General features: G+C 71.9%; 20 protein-coding genes. 7 read left to right on the top strand and 13 right to left on the bottom strand.

What is annotated here, in order from left to right:
• Positions 1 to 5 precede the first annotated feature (5 nt).
• Positions 6 to 641, bottom strand: coding sequence for a GNAT family N-acetyltransferase (locus ABZ215_RS18605; RefSeq protein ID WP_354950414.1), 636 nt, complete (start codon positions 639 to 641; stop codon positions 6 to 8).
• 43 nt (positions 642 to 684) lie between these two features.
• On the opposite strand from ABZ215_RS18605, the gene ABZ215_RS18600 reads away from it, so the two are divergent.
• Positions 685 to 1,233: a PH domain-containing protein gene (locus ABZ215_RS18600; RefSeq protein WP_354950413.1), complete on the top strand. Its 549-nt coding sequence runs from the start codon at positions 685 to 687 to the stop codon at positions 1,231 to 1,233.
• A 1-nt stretch (position 1,234) separates the two neighbouring features.
• Here ABZ215_RS18600 and ABZ215_RS18595 read toward each other — a convergent pair whose 3' ends face one another.
• Entirely contained in the window at positions 1,235 to 2,326 is a 1,092-nt protein-coding gene (locus ABZ215_RS18595; protein ID WP_354950412.1) for a Tat pathway signal protein, read from the bottom strand.
• A 64-nt stretch (positions 2,327 to 2,390) separates the two neighbouring features.
• Here ABZ215_RS18595 and ABZ215_RS18590 point away from each other — a divergent pair, with 64 nt between their 5' ends.
• Positions 2,391 to 3,002 carry a pentapeptide repeat-containing protein gene (locus tag ABZ215_RS18590; protein ID WP_354950411.1) on the top strand — a complete coding sequence of 204 codons (612 nt, stop codon included), beginning with the start codon at positions 2,391 to 2,393 and terminating at the stop codon, positions 3,000 to 3,002.
• A 9-nt stretch (positions 3,003 to 3,011) separates the two neighbouring features.
• Here ABZ215_RS18590 and ABZ215_RS18585 read toward each other — a convergent pair whose 3' ends face one another.
• Entirely contained in the window at positions 3,012 to 3,632 is a 621-nt protein-coding gene (locus ABZ215_RS18585; RefSeq protein ID WP_354950410.1) for an SDR family NAD(P)-dependent oxidoreductase, read from the bottom strand.
• A gap of 97 nt (positions 3,633 to 3,729) precedes the next feature.
• Positions 3,730 to 4,545 carry a glycoside hydrolase family 16 protein gene (locus ABZ215_RS18580; RefSeq protein WP_354950409.1) on the bottom strand — a complete coding sequence of 272 codons (816 nt, stop codon included), beginning with the start codon at positions 4,543 to 4,545 and terminating at the stop codon, positions 3,730 to 3,732.
• Between the two features lie 177 nt (positions 4,546 to 4,722).
• Between ABZ215_RS18580 and ABZ215_RS18575 the strand changes: the two genes are divergently transcribed.
• Complete coding sequence (locus tag ABZ215_RS18575; RefSeq protein WP_237338297.1) at positions 4,723 to 4,908, top strand: antitoxin; 186 nt, start codon at positions 4,723 to 4,725, stop codon at positions 4,906 to 4,908.
• A gap of 92 nt (positions 4,909 to 5,000) precedes the next feature.
• On the top strand, positions 5,001 to 5,921 hold the full coding sequence (locus ABZ215_RS18570) for an MBL fold metallo-hydrolase (RefSeq protein WP_354950408.1): 921 nt from the start codon (positions 5,001 to 5,003) through the stop codon (positions 5,919 to 5,921).
• Positions 5,922 to 6,148: 227 nt separating this feature from the next.
• On the opposite strand, the gene ABZ215_RS18565 is transcribed toward ABZ215_RS18570, so the two are convergent.
• Positions 6,149 to 6,571 (bottom strand): PPOX class F420-dependent oxidoreductase, encoded by a 423-nt coding sequence (locus tag ABZ215_RS18565; RefSeq protein WP_354950407.1) that lies wholly within the window; start codon positions 6,569 to 6,571, stop codon positions 6,149 to 6,151.
• Positions 6,572 to 6,656: 85 nt separating this feature from the next.
• Here ABZ215_RS18565 and ABZ215_RS18560 point away from each other — a divergent pair, with 85 nt between their 5' ends.
• Entirely contained in the window at positions 6,657 to 7,217 is a 561-nt protein-coding gene (locus ABZ215_RS18560; protein WP_354950406.1) for a hypothetical protein, read from the top strand.
• Between the two features lie 73 nt (positions 7,218 to 7,290).
• Here ABZ215_RS18560 and ABZ215_RS18555 read toward each other — a convergent pair whose 3' ends face one another.
• From ABZ215_RS18555 to ABZ215_RS18525, 7 genes are all read right to left on the bottom strand, one after another.
• The gene (locus tag ABZ215_RS18555) at positions 7,291 to 7,695 is read right to left on the bottom strand and encodes a hypothetical protein (protein ID WP_148085687.1); all 405 of its coding nucleotides are present in this window, start codon (positions 7,693 to 7,695) and stop codon (positions 7,291 to 7,293) included.
• A 321-nt stretch (positions 7,696 to 8,016) separates the two neighbouring features.
• Entirely contained in the window at positions 8,017 to 8,610 is a 594-nt protein-coding gene (locus ABZ215_RS18550; protein WP_017981298.1) for a TetR/AcrR family transcriptional regulator, read from the bottom strand.
• A 76-nt stretch (positions 8,611 to 8,686) separates the two neighbouring features.
• A complete protein-coding gene (locus ABZ215_RS18545) occupies positions 8,687 to 9,883 on the bottom strand; it encodes an ABC transporter substrate-binding protein (RefSeq protein WP_354950405.1) in 1,197 nt (398 codons plus the stop codon).
• Positions 9,884 to 10,001: 118 nt separating this feature from the next.
• Complete coding sequence (locus tag ABZ215_RS18540) at positions 10,002 to 11,054, bottom strand: branched-chain amino acid ABC transporter permease (RefSeq protein WP_164470590.1); 1,053 nt, start codon at positions 11,052 to 11,054, stop codon at positions 10,002 to 10,004.
• 2 nt (positions 11,055 to 11,056) lie between these two features.
• Positions 11,057 to 11,935, bottom strand: coding sequence for a branched-chain amino acid ABC transporter permease (locus ABZ215_RS18535; RefSeq protein ID WP_020416670.1), 879 nt, complete (start codon positions 11,933 to 11,935; stop codon positions 11,057 to 11,059).
• A complete protein-coding gene (locus tag ABZ215_RS18530; RefSeq protein ID WP_354950404.1) occupies positions 11,935 to 12,642 on the bottom strand; it encodes an ABC transporter ATP-binding protein in 708 nt (235 codons plus the stop codon). Before ABZ215_RS18530 ends, ABZ215_RS18535 begins: the two co-directional genes overlap by 1 nt.
• The gene (locus ABZ215_RS18525) at positions 12,635 to 13,414 is read right to left on the bottom strand and encodes an ABC transporter ATP-binding protein (RefSeq protein WP_354950403.1); all 780 of its coding nucleotides are present in this window, start codon (positions 13,412 to 13,414) and stop codon (positions 12,635 to 12,637) included. Before ABZ215_RS18525 ends, ABZ215_RS18530 begins: the two co-directional genes overlap by 8 nt.
• A 220-nt stretch (positions 13,415 to 13,634) precedes the next feature.
• On the opposite strand from ABZ215_RS18525, the gene ABZ215_RS18520 reads away from it, so the two are divergent.
• Positions 13,635 to 15,680 (top strand): DUF6351 family protein, encoded by a 2,046-nt coding sequence (locus tag ABZ215_RS18520; RefSeq protein ID WP_354950402.1) that lies wholly within the window; start codon positions 13,635 to 13,637, stop codon positions 15,678 to 15,680.
• Positions 15,680 to 16,882 carry an FAD-binding protein gene (locus ABZ215_RS18515; RefSeq protein WP_354950401.1) on the top strand — a complete coding sequence of 401 codons (1,203 nt, stop codon included), beginning with the start codon at positions 15,680 to 15,682 and terminating at the stop codon, positions 16,880 to 16,882. Before ABZ215_RS18520 ends, ABZ215_RS18515 begins: the two co-directional genes overlap by 1 nt.
• On the opposite strand, the gene ABZ215_RS18510 is transcribed toward ABZ215_RS18515, so the two are convergent.
• Entirely contained in the window at positions 16,879 to 17,271 is a 393-nt protein-coding gene (locus ABZ215_RS18510) for a hypothetical protein (protein ID WP_354950400.1), read from the bottom strand. The two genes, ABZ215_RS18515 and ABZ215_RS18510, sit on opposite strands and share 4 nt — an antisense overlap.
• Positions 17,272 to 17,279: the final 8 nt, after the last annotated feature.

Raw genomic sequence — 17,279 nt, 5'->3', positions numbered from 1 at the left:
GCCGGTCAGATCCCGAAGAGCGGCAGGCAGGGCGGCAGGTTCTCGATCGTCACCGGGATGTCGTCGCGCCACGCGTCGCGGCCGAGGCGCAGCCGGTCCTCGACGGCGAGCGCGTCGCGAACCACGTGCCGCGCGACGCCGTCCGGGCGGTAACCGAGCTTGCGGGAGACCGCGAGGGAGGCGGCGTTGTCCTCGAACGCGCCGGACGCGGCCTCCTCCGCGCCGAGGCCCGCGAAGGCGAGGTGCAGCACCGCGCGGCGCATCTCCGTGCCGATGCCCTGGCCCTGGTACCGGCGGCCCACCCACGAGCCGGTGTGGACCTCGCGGGTGATGGCGAACCGCTTCGCGCTGACGCTCTGCTGGCCGACCACCTCGCCGTCCCGGAAGACGACGAGGTCGAGGCCCCAGTCGTCCGGGCTCCACCGGCCCAGCCGGAGCCAGTGGAACTGCACGAGCGACCGCGCCACGAGCGCCGGTTCCTGGTCGGTCCACGGAACGAGGAACGGCATGCTGCCCGGCTCGTGCACCCCCTCCGAGGCGAGCTCAGCCAGCGCGGCGAGCTCCTCCGGCGCAGGCAGGCGCAGTTCGAGCCGCGGGGTCCGCACCCGCAGCGCGAGCAGAGGGAAGTGATCGGCCAGCATCGGCCCATCCTGGCAGAGGTTAGGACTACCCGAGGTGAGACGAATGCGCGGCGAGACCATCACGGTGCTGCGGCGAGGCGGCGAGCAGTGGTACATCGGCATCGCCGCACTCGCTGTCGCAGTCCTGTTCGTCTGGGTGGTGACCGACGGCGTCTTCCGCGGCGATGCCTTCGGCAACGTCGCCGAGCTGATGATCGCCACCGGTTGGGGGTTCTGGGGGCCGATCAGGTACCTGCAGGTCAGGGTCGAGGTCAAGGAGAGCGGCCTCGTCGTCCACAACTTCTTCACCCGGTACTCGATCCCGTGGGCAGCGGTGAGCAGGCTGGAAGCTCAACCAGCTCTGCGAATCGTGTTGGCCGACGGAAAAGTCGTGGCACCGGGGACCGGCGCGGAATCGCTCGCCTCCACCGTCCGCCACAACCGCACGCAACGCGCGATGCAGGAACGCATCGAGGCGGCACGACAGCGCGCCCTGGACCAAACCTCGGCCGAGGTGGTGACGAAGCGGGTCTGGGCAGGCAACCTCGCCATCCTGGCCGGGGCCTACGCGGGCATGTTCGCCGTCGCGGGGATCGCCTGGCTCGTCAAGTAGATCACTCCCCCACGAAGACCATCTCCGGGTAGCGCGGCGACGGGCCGTCCAGCAGGTGGTCGTTCCGGTCGCGCAGCCACCGGTCGAAGAACGACGCCACGTACGCGCGCTGCGTGCGCACCGCGGTCGCCGGGTCGAGGGTGCCCAGCGGAACACCCAGCTGCGGCACCAACGCCGCGGCATCGGTGAACGTCGCGTGTTCCGAGCCGAGCAACCGCAGCTGCGCCGTCCAGCCGTGCGTCGCCGCGCGGAAGGCTTTCCAGCCAGGGCCCGTGTCGGTCTCGCCGTCCTTGCCGACCAGCAGGAACGGCCCCCGCAGCCCCTCCGCGGCCGGCGGCATCAGGCTGCCGTCGAACCACGTCAGGTTCCCGTCCAGGTTCACCCCGGCCACCACGCGCGGGTCGGCGGCCATCGTCAGCGCCGCGGCCGCCCCGCCCATCGAGTGCCCGATCATGCCGACCCGGCTCACGTCCAGCCGCCCGGCCAGCGCGTCCAGCACGAACCGCGTGTCCGCGACCCGCACGTCGAGCGCCTTGCGCAGGAACGCGTCGGGATCACCGGGGTCGACCATGGTCCGCACCGAGCCGTCCGGGAACTCCACCTCCGGCGACTCCCACGTGTGGTCGATGCTGATCACGACGTACCCGCGGCTCGCCAGGTCCTCGGCCGTCGCGGTGCCCCACGTGCGCGGCTCCCCCAGCCCCGGCGAGTACACGACCACCGGCCGCCGCCCGGGCAGCGGCACGGCGTCGCGCCGCGCGTTGGTCCGCACGCCCGCCCAGTCCGCCGACGGCACGCCCAGTCCCAGCAGACCGTTCGCGGTGACGGCGTCGAAGTGCGCGGCGGCGCCGGGCAGCATGTACGGCGCCGCGCGCCCCGGGCCGGGCAACGCCGGGTAGTGGAGGCTGACCATCAGCTCCCGCGGCCCGCCGCGCCACGGATCGGTCCGCGACGCGTCCACGAGGTGCAACTCGGTCTGCCCCACCCGGTACGGGCCGGTGGGCCGCGGCACCGCGAGGTCCGTCGCCGCGGACGCCGGCACCACCGACGCGAGCAGCACCGCCACGGCGAGCACGAAGGATCTCCGGATCATGCCGATCATGCTGCTCGGCCGCACGCGGCACGGCATCCGGGAAAAACCCGGGTAGGTTCGCACGGTGGCGGAACGCAGGCACGGCACCCCGGCTCCCGCGACCGGCTCGACGGTCACCGGTCAGGACTGGGAAGGCGCACACCTCAGCGGCGAACGGCACGAGCGCGTCGCGTTCGTCCGGGCCGACCTGAGCGAGGCGGTCACCGAGGGCGCGGTCTTCACGGAGTGCACCTTCCGCGACAGCCGGTTCAACGCCTCCCGGCACACCGGCGCCGCGTTCCTGAACTGCACGTTCACCGGCTGCTCGTTCTTCGACGCCACCTTCACCGACTGCAAGACCACCGGCTCGATGTTCGACCGCTGCACCTTCGACCTGCTGACCGCCGAGGGCGGCGACTGGTCGTTCACCGGCCTGCCCGGTGCCGACCTGCGGCGCGCGTCGTTCAGCGGTGTGCGCCTGCGCGAGGCCGACCTGACCGGCGCCCGGATCGGCGGCACGGTGCACCGGTGCGACCTGTCGGGCGCCTGGCTGCACGCCGCCGATCTGTCCGGTTGCGACCTGCGGGGCAGCGAGATCACCGGGCTGAACCCGCTGGAGACCAAGCTCGCCGGCGCGACGATCGACCCCGAGCAGGCCCTCGTGCTGGCCAGCGCGCTCGGCGTGCGGATCCGCTGACCTCCGCGCTCACCCACGGCCGTCGTGGACGACCTCGATCGACCACGGCCGCTCCTGCGTGTGCAGGTCCCAGTAGTGCTCGGCGATGTCGTCCGGGTCGAACGCGGTGCCGGGCGCGACCGGCCCGGCGACGGTCACCGACGCGACGTGCACCCCGGCCGGCCCGTACCGCGCGTCGAGCAGGGCGACGAGCGTGCGGACCCCGGCCTTGCCCAGGGACAGGCTCACGTACTCCGGCTTGGGTTCCGGCATCCCGCCGGTGACGAGGATCGTGCCGCTGCCCCGGTCGGCCATCGCCGGGGCGACGTGCGCCGCGGCGGTCAGCGCGCCGACGACGTTCACCGCCCACGCGTCCAGCTGCGCCCGCGCCGGGAGTTCGCCCGGCGCGTCCGGCTGGATGAGCGCCGCGTTGTAGACGAGCACGTCCGGCGTGCCGAACTCGGCGGCCGCCGCGTCGAGGGCGGCCCGCAGCGCTTCCTCGTCCGTGCTGTCGGCGACGAAGCTCCGCGCCCCGGGCATGGTCCGTTCCGTGCGTGCCACGAGCGCGATCGGCAGGCCCTCGCGCGCGAACCGCCGCGCCACCGCCTGCCCGATGCCCGGGCCCGCCCCGATGATCACCACTCCACTCATGCGGGCGACGGTAGAAGCCTGACACGGTGACAAGGTCAAGCTGCGCCGGGACCGGCTCACGACCTGACGCGGTCGCGAGCCGGTCCGGGCCGTGCGGTCAGTTCGTCACGCGCACGTAGTCGACGACGAGCTGCTGCGGGAACTGGGTGCCGCCGTCCGGGTCGCCGGGCCAGTAGCCGCCCACGGCGAGGTTGAGGATCAGGAAGAACGGGTGGTCGAACACCCACCGGTCGCCGCCGAGGTCGGCGGGCGTCCTGGTCTGGTAGAGCACGCCGTCGACGTACCAGCGAATCTGGTTCGGCGCCCAGTCGACGGCGAAGGTGTGGAAGCCGTCGGAGAAGTTCGGGCCGGAGTAGGCGGCGCCGATGCCCTCCGCGCCCGAGTAGCCGGGGCCGTGGATGGTGCCGTGCACGGTGTTCGGCTCGAACCCGACGTTCTCCATGAAGTCGATCTCGCCGCAGTTCGGCCAGCCGTTGGTGCCGATGTCGTTGCCCAGCGCCCAGAACGCCGGCCACATGCCCTGCCCGCGCGGCAGCTTCATGCGGGCCTCGAAGTGGCCGTAGGTCTGGGTGAACCGGCCCGCGGTGTTCAGCCGCGCCGAGGTGTACTCGCACGGTCCGTACCAGCAGTTGTAGCCGCCGGGGTTCTCGCGACGGGCGGTGATCACGAGGTTGCCCTGGCCGTCGAGCGCCGCGTTGGCGGCGCCGGCCGTGTAGTACTGCCGCTCGTGGTTGTTGACGTTGTCCCCGGTCTCCAGCTGCCACTTCGCCGGGTCGACCGCGCTGCCCGCGGGGCCGTTGAAGTCGTCGTTGAACGTCACCGTGGCCGCCTGCGCCTGCGGCGCGGTGAGGGTGGCGGCGGCGACCAGTGCGGGGAGGAGGAAACGGAGCCAGCTCGACATCTTCATCGACATCACGCCTTCCGGCCGTTTGTTGTGGGGAAGAACAAAGTAGCGTGGACTAGACCATTCCGACAAGGCGTCCGGGTGGGAACTTTCCACCCGGATCCCCTCGCGTGAGTGACCCGCGTGCGGGGGATCCGGCGTTTCCGCAGTTCCGGGCCGGGTAGCCGGGCGCCTAGGAGGTGAGCCATGAACATGTTCGACAAGGCCAAGGACGCTCTGGGCAAGAACCCGGACAAGACGGACCAAGGGATCGACAAGGCCGCCGAGGCCGCCAAGGGCCGCTTCGGCGAGCACGCCGACAAGATCGACCAGGCGTCGCAGAAGGCCAAGGACTTCGCACGCGGGCAGCAGGAGCAGCCGCCGCCGCAGTGAGGAAGTCCACAGTGGAATGAGTCCTTCGGGGCGAGGTCTTCGTCCCGAAGGGCTCTTCCCCTCATCGCACGCCGAGGAGGATGCTGGGCCGCGTGTCCAGACCCGACCTGAACCCGGTGGCCCTGCGCCCCGGCGTCATCGCCTTCCACCAGCCGCCCGGCGGCTGGTTCGTCAGCAACGCGGGGCTCGTCGTGGGCCGTGACGCGGCCTTGCAGGTCGACACGTTCGCGACGGAGCCGCTGAACCGGCGGCTGGAGACCGCGATCGACGCCTACCTCGCGCCCGGCACGCCCCGCACGGTCGCGCTGACCCACGCGCACGGCGACCACGCCCACGGAGCCGGCCGCCTGGCCGCGACAGGCGCGACGGTGCTGGCCACCCCGCCCGCCGCGGGCGAGGTGCTGTCCGGCCCGCACACCTACGACATGCTCTTCAGCTGCGACTGGGGCGCCATCGACCCGCCCGCGGACATCTCCCCCGTCACCGAGCCGCGGACCCTCGACCTCGGCGGCACGTCGGTGGCGGTCGTACCGGTGCCCGGGCCCGCGCACACGCACGGCGATCTGGTGGTGTGGCACGAGGAGTCGGGCACGCTGTTCACCGGCGACCTGCTGTTCCTCGGGGTCACGCCGCTGGCGATCTCCGGGTCCATCGCCGGGTGGCTGGAAGCGCTGACCTGGCTGGAAACCTTCGGCGCGGCCACGTACGTGCCCGGGCACGGCCCGGTGACCGCGGCGGCCGAGAACCCGGTGGCGGACGTGCGCGAGTACTTCGAGTGGCTGCGGGAGGCCGTCGCCGCGTCGGCGGACTACGCGGCGATCGAGGAGGCCGCCAGAGCGCGCTGGCCGGAGTGGGGCGCCGGCGAGCGGCACGGCGTCAACGCGCGGATCGCGTACGCGCAGGCGCACGGGACCGAGCTGGACTTCCCGGCCGGGGTCAAGGACCTGCTCACCAGCGCCGCCGCCCACGGGGAGCGGATGACCGAGACGGGCCTGATCCGCCTCGACATCTGACCCGCGGGCCTCACGCCCGCGGGCGCGAGTTCCGCAGTCGCGGGCGCGAGTTCCGCACTCGTGGGCGCAAGGCCTGCGCTCGTGGGCGCGAGGCCTGCGCTCGTGGGCGCGAGTTCCGCGCACACGCCCGCGAGTCCCGCGGGTGCGAGTCCGACGCTCGCGGCGCGAGCCTCACGGCCGCGAGTCGCGCCCTCGCGGGCGCGAGTTCCGCGTTCGGGCGGGTGCGGTCAGCGGATCTTCTCGCCGTAGACGCGCTCGACCTTCAGCGTCATGAGCACCCGGCGGTCGGACACCATGACCTCGCGGTACTCGGCCCAGTCCGGGTGCTCGCCCGCGGCCTTGCGGTAGTAGTCGACCAGCGCCTCGACCTCGGGGCCATGCGGGTCGGTGCCGGGACCGGTGAGGGTGACCGGGCCCTCCGCGGTCGCCCACGCCCAGCCGTCGGAGCTGGTGACCTCCAGCGCGGCGCGCGGATCGCGGCGGAGGTTGCGGGTCTTGGCCCGGCCCTCCGTCATGGACACGTAGATCACCCCGGCGTCGCGGTCGTAGTACGGCGTGACGGGCGACAGCTGCGGCAGGCCGTTGGACTTGATCGTGGCCAGTACGGCGATCCTGGCGTCGGCGAGCAGGTCGTGCGGATCGAAGGTCATGCTCCGATCATGCACCCTCACACTGATGTGAGGGTCAATCGCACAACCGCTCCTGCCGGAGCCGCCTTCGGCTACGCTGCCGTCCGTGCCCGAACAGACGTGGTCCCCCGATCCCGAGACGCCCGTCGTCGAGTACCGGTCCGGCCGATGGGTGTTCATCGGGGGGCTGGCCATGTTCGTCGTCTTCGGGTTGGTCGCCCTCTTCCCGGACATCGGGCATGCCTCAGGTTCGTCGAAGTCGAAGAACCTCACTCCGACCGCCGCGTCGTTCCTCTTCGGCGCGCTCGCGCTGGGCGGCCTGATGATCATGATCGGCTCCGTCCCCCGCATGCACCGCTTCGTCGTCGATCAACGTGGACTGTGGTGGGGAGCCGGTCGCAAATCCGACCTGATCGCGTGGGAGGAGTTGCGCGCCGTGCGCGGACGGGAACCGCGCCCGCCGGTCAAGGGCAACCCGAACTCGAAGCCCGTGCTGCCGGCCCTCGTGTTCACCCCCGCGGACGGCCGCTTCGCGACCCGCCACAGCGCGCTGGTGAAACCGCTGCCGGACGCCGGTCCGGACGTGCAACTGAGACTGCCGAACTTCGCCACGGTCCGGCAGCTGACCCAGGAGATCGCCAGAGTCCGGCCGGACCTGCTCCGCTGACGCCCTTGGCAGGTCTCGTCTGCGATCAGCGTCATGAGCACCCGAGTGAGGGCCGACGCGCGCTGCCGGGGCGTCAGTGGTCGTTCACGAACGGCCAGGCGCCGCAGCCGTAGCTGCACGCCGTGACGGTGAACTTCTGCCCCTCGGGCAGGTTGTAGACACCGCCGAGCGAAGCGCTCTTCGAGACGCAGCTGCCGCTCCCGCCGGTCACCCGGAACGAGTACCGCGTCGTCTCCCCGGTGCCGGGGCCGACCCACACCGTCGGGGTTTTGCCGTCCGCCTTCGTGTCGCAGGCGGAGATCAGGTCGCCGTGTTCCTCCACGTACACCTTGAAATCGCCGGACGCGCCGGACCAGACGTGGTCCCAGCCGTCACCGGGCGGCACCGGGGCCGCCGAAGCCGTGCCCTGGAAGGCCAGTACCGCAAGTACACCGGACGACAGAGCCACCGCGGCGCGAATTCCCCTGTGGGACTTCATCGGATTTCCTCTCCTGCCGGAAGCAATGGCGCAGCCTAGCGCGACGTTGATCGAGACGACAAGAGGATCGTTCAACAATTGCTGAGGGAATTCAGGGGCGAGCCGCAAAGGGATCGGGACTGGGGCATCGGGGCTGGGGCAGGTGTGGGCAAGCCTGGGCTATCTGCGGCAGGTGTGGCGAGCCTGGGCTATCTGCGCTGCGAGCAAGTGCTCTGTGTTCGGCCTGCTGCCCTCGGCACCATCACCGGCCAGGGCAGGCTGCAGGTCAGCCCGGGGCAACCTGCGCACACTCGGCGACAGCCTGCTGCCTCGGCACCATCGCTACGAGGCCGGGTACAGGCGTCCCATCAGTTCGAGGACCTCGTCGATCATCCGGCGCGCCTTCGCCTTCGACGACGCGGCCGCCACCTCGCGCCCCGCCTCCGTGGCCATCGCCGTCAGGCACAGCACCAGCATGTCGGACAGCGGCCGCGTGTGGCCGTTCACCAGCGTCGAGTTCGCGTGCAGCCACTCGCGGAACCGCTGCCGCGTCAGCAGCCCGAACCCGGCGGGCCCGCTGCCGGACAGGAAGATCCGCGCCAGCTGCCGCTCCTCCCAGCACCCCTCGAGGTACGCGCGGGTGCCGGCGATGAACAGCCGCAGCGCGTCCTCCTCCCCCGCGGCCAGCGCGGTCCGGAACGCGCGCGCCGACCGGTGCTGCTGCCGCCGCGTGTACTCGTCGTACAGCGTGATCCACAGGTCCGACTTCGCGGTGAAGTGGTGGTAGAGGCTGCCGATGCTGGCGCCCGCCCGGTCGGCGATGTCGACGAGCTTGGCGTCCTCGTAACCGGAGGCGACGAACACCTCGCGGGCTGCGTCGAGCAGGGCGGCGCGCGTGATCTGCGCCCGCGTGCTCCCGGTGGTGGCCTCGGTCATACCCCGATTGTGCCGGACCGCACGGCTCGCGCCGGTCCCGGCGTGACGTGAGCCCCGCCGGGACGCGGCGCCCACCTCACGCCGCCGGCACGCCGTTGGCCGGCGCCGCCGGTTGCGGCTGCGTGTACGGCACCACCGGTCCGTCACCGTCGTCGGTGGTCAGCGGCGTGCCGGACAGCACCTGCTGCCCGCCGCGGATGGTCGAGATCTGCCCGCCGGTGTAGCCGGCGTGCGAGTCCGGCCCGTACCGGAACGGCACCAGCCCGGGCCCGGTGAACCCGCCCTTGTTCAGCGCGTCGATCAGCCCCTGCCGCGTCAGGTCCTTGCCCGCGGCCTGCAGCACCTGCGCGAACGTGTACGCGTACGACATCGCGTAGATGACGTTGCCGTCGAACGGCAGGTTCGGGATGTAGGTGTCGTGCACCTTCTTGAACAGCTGGATCCACGAGTTCTGCGCGTTGCTGCTGGCCGGCAGGTAGGCGCTGCTGACCAGCCCCTCGACCAGGTCGCTGCCCTTGACCGACGCGCCGCTCTGCTTGGCGAAGTTCTCCAGCAGCCCGGCCACCGTCACCGGGTCCGCGCCCACGCTCGAAGCGACCAGCTGCGGGTTGTAGCCCAGCTTCAGCGCGGTCAGCTTGAACAACGCGGTGTAGGCCGGGATCGTCTCCAGCACCACCACCTCCGCACCGCTGCGCGCGATCGCCGACACCTGGGCCGCGACGTCGGTGTTGCCCGGCTGGTAGGGCTGCCGCGACACGACCAGGCTCTGGTCGATGAACTTGTCCAGCCCCTTCATGCCGTCGGCGCCGAAGTCGTCGTCCTGGTAGAAGTAGGCGACCTTCTTGCCGGCGAAGTTCTTCGCGACGTAGTCGCCGAGGATCTTGCCCTCGACGGTGTAGTCGGGCTGCCAGCCGTAGGTGTAGGGGTTCTTGTCCGGCTGGTCCCAGCAGGTGCAGCCGGACGCGACGAACAGGTCCGGCACGCGCGAGCTGTTCAGGAAGTCCACGACCTTGGTGTGCGTCGGCGTGCCGAGCGCGCCGACCATCGCGAACACCTTGTCCTCCAGCACCAGCTGCTTGGTCAGGGTGACCGTGTTCGCCGGGTTGTAGGCGTCGTCGACGTACTTCAGGTTGATCTTGCGGCCGTGGATGCCGCCGCTGGCGTTGATGTAGTCGAACATCGCCTTCGCCGCGGGCCCCTGCTCGCTGTAGCCGGGCGCCGCGTTGCCGGTCAGCGGCAGGGTGCTGCCGATCAGCACTTCGGTGTCGGTCACGCCGGGCGTACTACCGCTACCCGAACCTCCACCGCCGCACGCGGTCAAGGTGAGCGCGAGCGCCGCGGCGATCGCGACCGCCGCGCGCGGGCGTCTGGACAGGACCATCTCGTCTCCTTCAGTTCTTCCGGTTACGGCGGAGCAGGCGGCCGATCCGGCGCACCCCGGACTGGATGCCGCCGGGGAAGGCCAGGATGACCAGGATCAGCACCAGTCCATAGAGGACCAGCGGGATGTTGGCGTAGACCGCGCGCGGCAGGTCGGCCTGCTGCGCGAGGTCGGTCGACCAGTTCGGCAGCAGCGTCACGATCACCGCGCCGTACACCGCACCGGCGAGGCTGCCGAGCCCGCCCAGCACCGCGGCGGTGAGCAGGGACAACGACAGGGCAAGCGTGAACGCCCCCGGCGCGGCCAGGTTGTTGACGATCGCGAACAGGCCGCCGGCCAGCCCGGCGCACCCGGCGCTGACGCAGAACGCGAGGATCTGGGTGCGGGCGACGTGCACGCCGGACAGGGCCGCGGCGTCCTCGTCCTCGCGCACCAGCCGCATGTCGCGGCCGAGGCGGCTGCGGCTGAGGTTGGCCAGCAGGAACAACACGACCACCAGGCAGATGCCGCAGATCCAGGACTGCCACCGCTCCAGCGGGAAGGTCTCCCCGAGCGACAGCGGCGGCACCGGCGGGCTGACGATCAGGCCGTTCGCGCCGCCCAGCAGGTCGCGCAGGCCGTGGTAGTCGGCCAGCGAGGGCAGCCCGACGGCCAGCGCGAGCGTCGCACCCGCCAGGTACGGCCCGCGCAGCCGAGCCGCGGCCACGCCGACCAGCGTGCCGACCAGCGCGGTGCCCGCGGTCGCGACGATCAGCACCGGCGCGAGGCTCCACTCGGCGTTCTCCAGCAGCAGCGCGGCCGTGTAGGCGCCGACCGCGACGAACGCGCCGTGCCCGAGCGAGATCTGTCCACTGAGGCCGGACAGCACCGTGAGCCCGGCGACCGCGATGGCCGTGTAGGCGATCTGGGCCAGCTGCAGGTTCGCGAACGGGTCCAGCGCGATCGACAGCAGCCAGAACCCGAGCAGCCCCAGCACCGCCCAGCACGCGTGACGCAGCAAAGTGGACCGTCGCCACAGCGGCGCCGTGGACGCCTCCCGCTGGGGCGCCTGCGTTTCCGTCATCGTCATACCCGCCGCCTCGCTCCCGCGCCGAACAACCCGTGCGGCCGCACCATCAGCACCACGATGAGCACGACCAGCGCGCCCAGCGTCACGATGTCCGGGCCCAGGTAGCCCGAGACGAAGCTGAGCACCAGGCCCAGCGCGACCCCGCCGACGACCGCGCCCGGCGGGCTGTCCAGTCCGCCGATCACGGCGGCGGTGAACCCGAACACCAGAACCGCGTCGAACGCCGTCGGGCTGACGAACGTGCTCGGCGCGATCAGCACCCCGGCGACCGCGCCGACCACCGCGGCCAGCGCCCAGCCGACGGTCAGCATCCGGCCGACCCGCACCCCCAGCAGGCGGGCCACCTCCGGCGCGAACGCCGTCGCGCGCATCCGCAGGCCTGCCGAGGTCCGGCGGAACACCACCGCCAGCACCACCATCACGGCGAGCACCACGCCGACGATCCACAAGTCGTTGGGCGAGAACAGGATCTGTCGCCCGCCGGCCTGGAACCCGGCGATGGAGAACGCGGGCGGGTAGGACTGCGGGGTGCCGCCGAACACCATCCCGGCGACGCCCTGCAGCCCGACCAGCAGGCCGAACGTGACCACCACCGCGTCCAGCGGCGGCCGCTTCGCGACCGGCCGGATCAGCACCCGCTCCACGACCGCGCCGAGCACCAGTCCGGCGGCGATCGCGACGGCCAGCGCCAGCCAGTAGGACCCGCCGTGGCTGACCACGGTGTAGCCGAGGAACGTGGTGATCATCATCATCCCGCCCTGCGCGAAGTTCACGATTCGCGTGGAGCGCCAGATCAGCACCAGGGCCAGCGCGACCGCGGCGTACACCGCGCCGCTGGTCAGCCCGGCGAGCGTCAAGTCGAGGAACCGTCCCATCACATCTCCAGGTAGGCCCGGCGGACCCGGTCGTCGGCGGCCAGCCGGGCGGCTTCGTCGTCGGCGACCTTGCGGCCGACGTTGAGCACGACGGCGCGGTCGGCCACCGACAGCGCCGTGCCCGCGTTCTGCTCGACCAGCAGCAGGGTCAGGCCGGTTTCGGCGCGCAGGCGGCGCAGCGTCGCGACGATCTGCGCGGCGGTGCGCGGCGCGAGGCCCAGCGACGGCTCGTCCAGCAGCAGCAGGTCGGGCCGGCTCATCAGGGCGCGCCCGATCGCGAGCATCTGCCGCTCACCGCCGGACAGAGTCTCCGCGCGCTGGTGCCGCCGCTGTTCGAGCGGCGGGAACAGCTCGAACATGCGCGCCACGCCGGTGCGCAGCCACGCCCGGTCCCGCCGCCACAGCCCGCCGAGGCGCAGGTTCTCCTCGACCGTCAGCTCGACGATCACCCCGCGCCCCTCGGGCACGTGCGCCACGCCCAGCCGGACCAGGTCCTCCGGGCCGTGCCGGGTGATGTCCCGGCCGCCGAGGCGCACCGAACCGGACCTCGGCCGCAGCAGCCCGGACAGCGAGCGCAGCAGCGTCGTCTTGCCCGCGCCGTTGGCACCGAGCACCGCGGTGATCGAGCCGCGCTCGACCGTCAGGTCGATGTCGTGCAGCGCGCGCACCGGCCCGTACTCGGCGACGAGGCCGCTGACCTCAAGCATCGGCCGCCACCGCCTCGCCGAGGTAGGCGCGCTGGACGGCCGGGTCCTCCCGCACCTGGGCGGGCGTGCCGGTGGCGATCACCTCGCCGAAGTCCAGCACGACGAGCCGGTCGCAGAGGTTCATCACGAACTCCATGTGGTGCTCGACGAGCATGACGGTGGTGCGCTGCCGCAGCCCGCGCACGATGTCGGCGAGCTCGGTGATCTCGGTGGCGGACAGGCCCGCCGCGGGCTCGTCGAGCAGCAGCAGGCGCGGTTCGCTGATCAGCGCGCGGGCCAGCGCGACCCGTTTGCGGATGCCGTAGGGCAGGCTCGCGCACGGCCGCTGCGCGGCGTCGGCGATGCCGAACTGCTCGAGCATGCCCATCGCCTGGTCCCGCAGCCGCAGCTCGTGCCGCTCGGACCACGGCGAGGCCAGCAGCGCGCCGACCGGGCCGGTGCGCGAGCGGTGGGTCGCGCCGGCGGCGACGTTGTCCAGCGCGCTGAGGTTGGGGAACAACCCGAGGCCCTGCAGGGTGCGGGCGATCCCCAGCCGGGTGAGCCGGTGCGGGCGGGGCAGGAGACGGCGGCCGTCGAACGACAGCGCGCCGGAGTCCGGGCGGACGAACCCGCAGATCGTGTTGAACAGGGTCGTCTTGCCCGCGCCGTTGGGACCGATGACGCCGAGCACCTCCCCTTCGGCCACTTCGAGCGAGACCGCCTGGAGGACCCGCAATCCGCCGAAGGACACGTTCAGCTCGTCCACTCGTAGCAACGGGGCTTGCTGCGCCATTTCTCGCGACCACCGCCTCTTCGCAGGTGTGCAAAAACAGAATCAGGTTCGGTTTGGAGGGACCGTACACAGCCTGGGGCGTCTTGCACAGCCCCTTCGGACAATCTGGTCAAGCGTGATCGAACAGAACCCAGTTCTGGACTTTTGCGGTGACCGGACCGCGTGCTATACCCGACGCGGGCGCCACGACGAGGTGGCGCACGAGCCCGGGGGTGCTCCCTTGCTGCGTGCACTGGTGCTGACCGCCGCGTGTGCGGCGTCGCTGCTCACCGTTCCGGCGGCGGTCGCGGCGCCGCCGCGGCTGACCGTCGAATCCGTCTCCAACCCGCACCCCGACCTGGTCAGCGGCGGGCAGGTGCTGGTGCGGGTACCGGCCGCGCGGGACGTGCGGGTGACGGCCAACGGCCGCGACGTCACCGGCGAGTTCAAGCAGACCGGCGACACCCTGCTCGGCCTGGTCGGCGGCCTGCGGGACGGGACGAACGAGATCGTCGCGAGCGCGCCGGGCCGGGGACGCGCGAGCCTGCGGGTGACCAACCACCCGATCACCGGGCCGGTGTTCTCCGGACGGCAGCAGGAGCCGTTCTACTGCGAGACGCAGGCCTACGGGCTGCCGGCCGCGACGCCGCCGCTGTGCAGCGCGCCCACCCAGGTGAGTTACCAGTACCGCACGACCGGCGGGCAGTTCCGGCCGCTGGCCGATCCGGCGTCCCGGCCCGCCGATCTCGCGTCGGTCAACGGGATGCCCTACATCGTGCGGGTGGAACGCGGCACGATCGACCGCGCGGTCTACGAGATCGCCGCGCTCACCGACGGGACCGCGCCGTCACCGTTCACTGTGGAGCGCGGCTGGAACGAGCGGCTCGTCTACACCTTCGGCGGTGGCTGCAACTCCGGGTTCCACCAGGGCGCGTCGACCGGCGGTGTGCTGAACGACCTGTTCCTGTCCCAGGGGTACGCGGTCGCTTCGTCGAGCCTGAACGTGCTGGACAACAACTGCAGCCCGATCATCTCCGCGGAGGCGGCGATGATGGTCAAGGAGCACTTCACCGAGACCTACGGGCCGGTGCGGCACACGATCGGCTGGGGCGGGTCCGGCGGCGCGATCCAGCAGTACGACATCGCCGAGAACTACCCGGGCATCCTGGACGGCATCATCCCCGGCATCTCCTACCCGGACCCGCTGAGCACCGCCGGGCCGGTCACGGACTGCCGCCTGCTCAACCGGTACTTCGCCGGAGCGGGCAGCTCGTTCACGCCGGAGCAGCGGCTCGCGGTGGCCGGGTTCCACACGTACAGCACGTGCGTGTCATGGGAGCAGACGTTCGCCAACCGCGCGACGGCGACCGGCAGCTGCACCCCGCTGCTGCCGGTGTCCGAGCGGTGGGATCCGGTGTCCAATCCGGACGGTGTCATCTGCAACTCCAACGAGCAGCTGGTGAACCAGCTCAGGCGGGATCCGCGGACCGGGTTCGTGCGCAGCACGCTGGACAACACCGGGGTGCAGTACGGCCTGTCGGCCCTGCGGTCCGGGCAGATCTCGGCGGCGCAGTTCGTGGACCTGAACGCCGCCATCGGCGGGCTCGACTACACGGGCGCCCCGGTTCCGGCGCGGAGCGCGGCCGACCCGAAGGCGTTGTCGGCGGCCTACCGGTCCGGGTTGTTCAACTCGGCGTCGCTCGGGTTGCGCACGACGCCGATCATCGACCAGCGCACGGACCTCGACCTGGCCGGGTTCGGCGCCGACATCCACACCACGGAGTGGTCGTTCGTGATGCGGGAGCGGTTGCGGCGCAGCGGGGCGGCGGACAACCAGGTGATCATCGCGAGCCGGCCGGCGGACGCCGCGGTCGCGGCGGCTTACGAGCTGGACGCGATGGACCGCTGGCTGACGGCGATCGGGAACGACCGGTCGGGGCGCGGCGCGCAGCAGAAGGTGGTCGCGAACCGGCCCGCCGACCTGGGGGACGGGTGCTACGTGTCGGCGACCGAGCGCGTGCGGGAGCGGCTGACCTACCCGTCGAGCGGGCGGTGCGGTGAGCTGTTCCCGGTCGCGGCGAACACGCGTCTCGTGGCCGGGTCCGGGCTCGCGATGGACGCGCTGAAGTGCCGGTTGAAGCCGGTGGACTTCCGCGACTACCTGCCGGTCACGTTCACCCGGGAGGAGCAGCAGCGGTTGCGGGCGGCGTTCCCGGACGGGGTGTGCGACTGGAGCAAGCCCGGGGTGGGCGCGCGGAAGCCCGCCGGGGTCTGGCAGCGGTACTGATGACCGCGTCCGCCGACTTCGGGCGCCTGGTCCGGCGGCGGCCGTCCGCGGTGCTGCGGCCACGCTCGGCCGGGGAGGTCGGCGAGATCGTTCGCACCGCGGCGGCGGACGGGGTGCCAGTCGCGGCGCGGGGACGGGGCCATTCCGGGTACGGGCAGGCGCTGACCGAGGGTGTCGTGGTCGACATGTCGTCGCTGGCCGCGGTGCACGAGGTCGCCGAGGACCGGATCGTGGTGGACGCGGGCGCCGGCTGGGACGCGGTGCTCGCGGCGGCGTGGGAGCGCGGCCGCACGCCGCCGGTGCTGACCGACTACCTGAGGTTGTCCGTGGGCGGCACGTTGTCGGTGGGCGGGATCGGCGGGACGAGTTTCCGGCACGGGCTGCAGACCGACACGGTGATCGCGCTGGAGGTCGTCACCGGTGACGGGGTGGTGCGGACGTGTGGCCCCGGGGACGAGTTGTTCGCCGCGGTGCTGGGCGGGCTGGGCCAGTGCGGAATCATCACGCGCGCGACGTTGCGGCTGGTCGCCGCGCCGCCGCGGATCAGCCGGCACGAGGTGGACTACGACACGGTGGCGGCCGCGGCGGCGGACCAGCTTCGGTTCGTCGAGGAGGGGCGGTTCGACTTCGTGCAGGGCCAGGTCCGCTTCGGCGAGGCGGGCAGGCGGGTGTTCCTGGAAACGGCCGCGTACTCCGGCGGGGATTTGTCCTATGTGGAGTTCCAGCACCGGCTGGACGCCGCCGAGGCGCTGCTGACCGGGACCGGCGCGTGGTTTCACCCGCACCCGTGGTGGAACTGCTTCCTGCCCGCGTCCACCGCCGTGGGTTTCCTGACCACGCTGGTGGAGCGGCTGACGCCCGCGGACCTCGGGCCGGCCGGTTGCGTGTTGTTCTACCCGGTGTTCACCGGTGAGGTGCACGCGCCGCTGGTCCGCCTGCCTGCCGAGCGGGTCGCTTTTCTCGTGGCGATCCTGCGTTTTCCGCCGGATGACGCCGATTTGGTCGCCGGGCAGGTCGCCGAGAACCGCCGCCTCTACGAGGAGGCACGCGACCTGGGTGGGTTCACCTACCCGGTCGGCGCGATCCCCTTCACGCAGGCGGATTGGCGCCACCACTTCGGTTCGCGGTGGCCCGCGCTGCGCGGGTGGAAGTCGCGTTACGACCCGGCCGGCGTGCTGACCCCGGGGCCGGGGATCTTCTAGCTCTCGGCGAGTTTTTCCGCCACCCGCGCGAGGCCGCCGCGGATCATGCGCCCGTAGCCGTCGTCCTGGAGGGTGTCGATGACGGCCTCCGCCGCGGCGAGGTGCTCGCGGGCCTTGGCGAAGTCGCCGAGGCGACGGTAGACGTCCGCGAGGTTGAGGTGCAGGGAGGGGAAGAACCCGTGCACCTCGGCGGGATCCGCGGCCTGCGCGACGTCGAGCGCGCGGAGGTCCCAGAGCAACTCGTCGCGCGGCTCGTCCTGCCGGTCGGCGAGGAAGTGGGCCGCGGCGCAGCGGTCGACCGCCGAGCCCTCCTCCCAGAGCCGCGACAGGATGCGCTTCGCCTCGGCGGGTTCCTTGGTCATCGCCAGGGCGAGTTCTTCTCTCGACATGTCTCAAC

The organism is Amycolatopsis sp. NPDC006131 (genome assembly GCF_040614175.1).
In the GTDB taxonomy this organism is placed as follows: Bacteria; Actinomycetota; Actinomycetes; order Mycobacteriales; family Pseudonocardiaceae; genus Amycolatopsis_E; species Amycolatopsis_E tucumanensis.
Note: the sequence above shows the minus strand (reverse complement) of the source record. Positions and strands in the feature narration are given on the sequence as shown.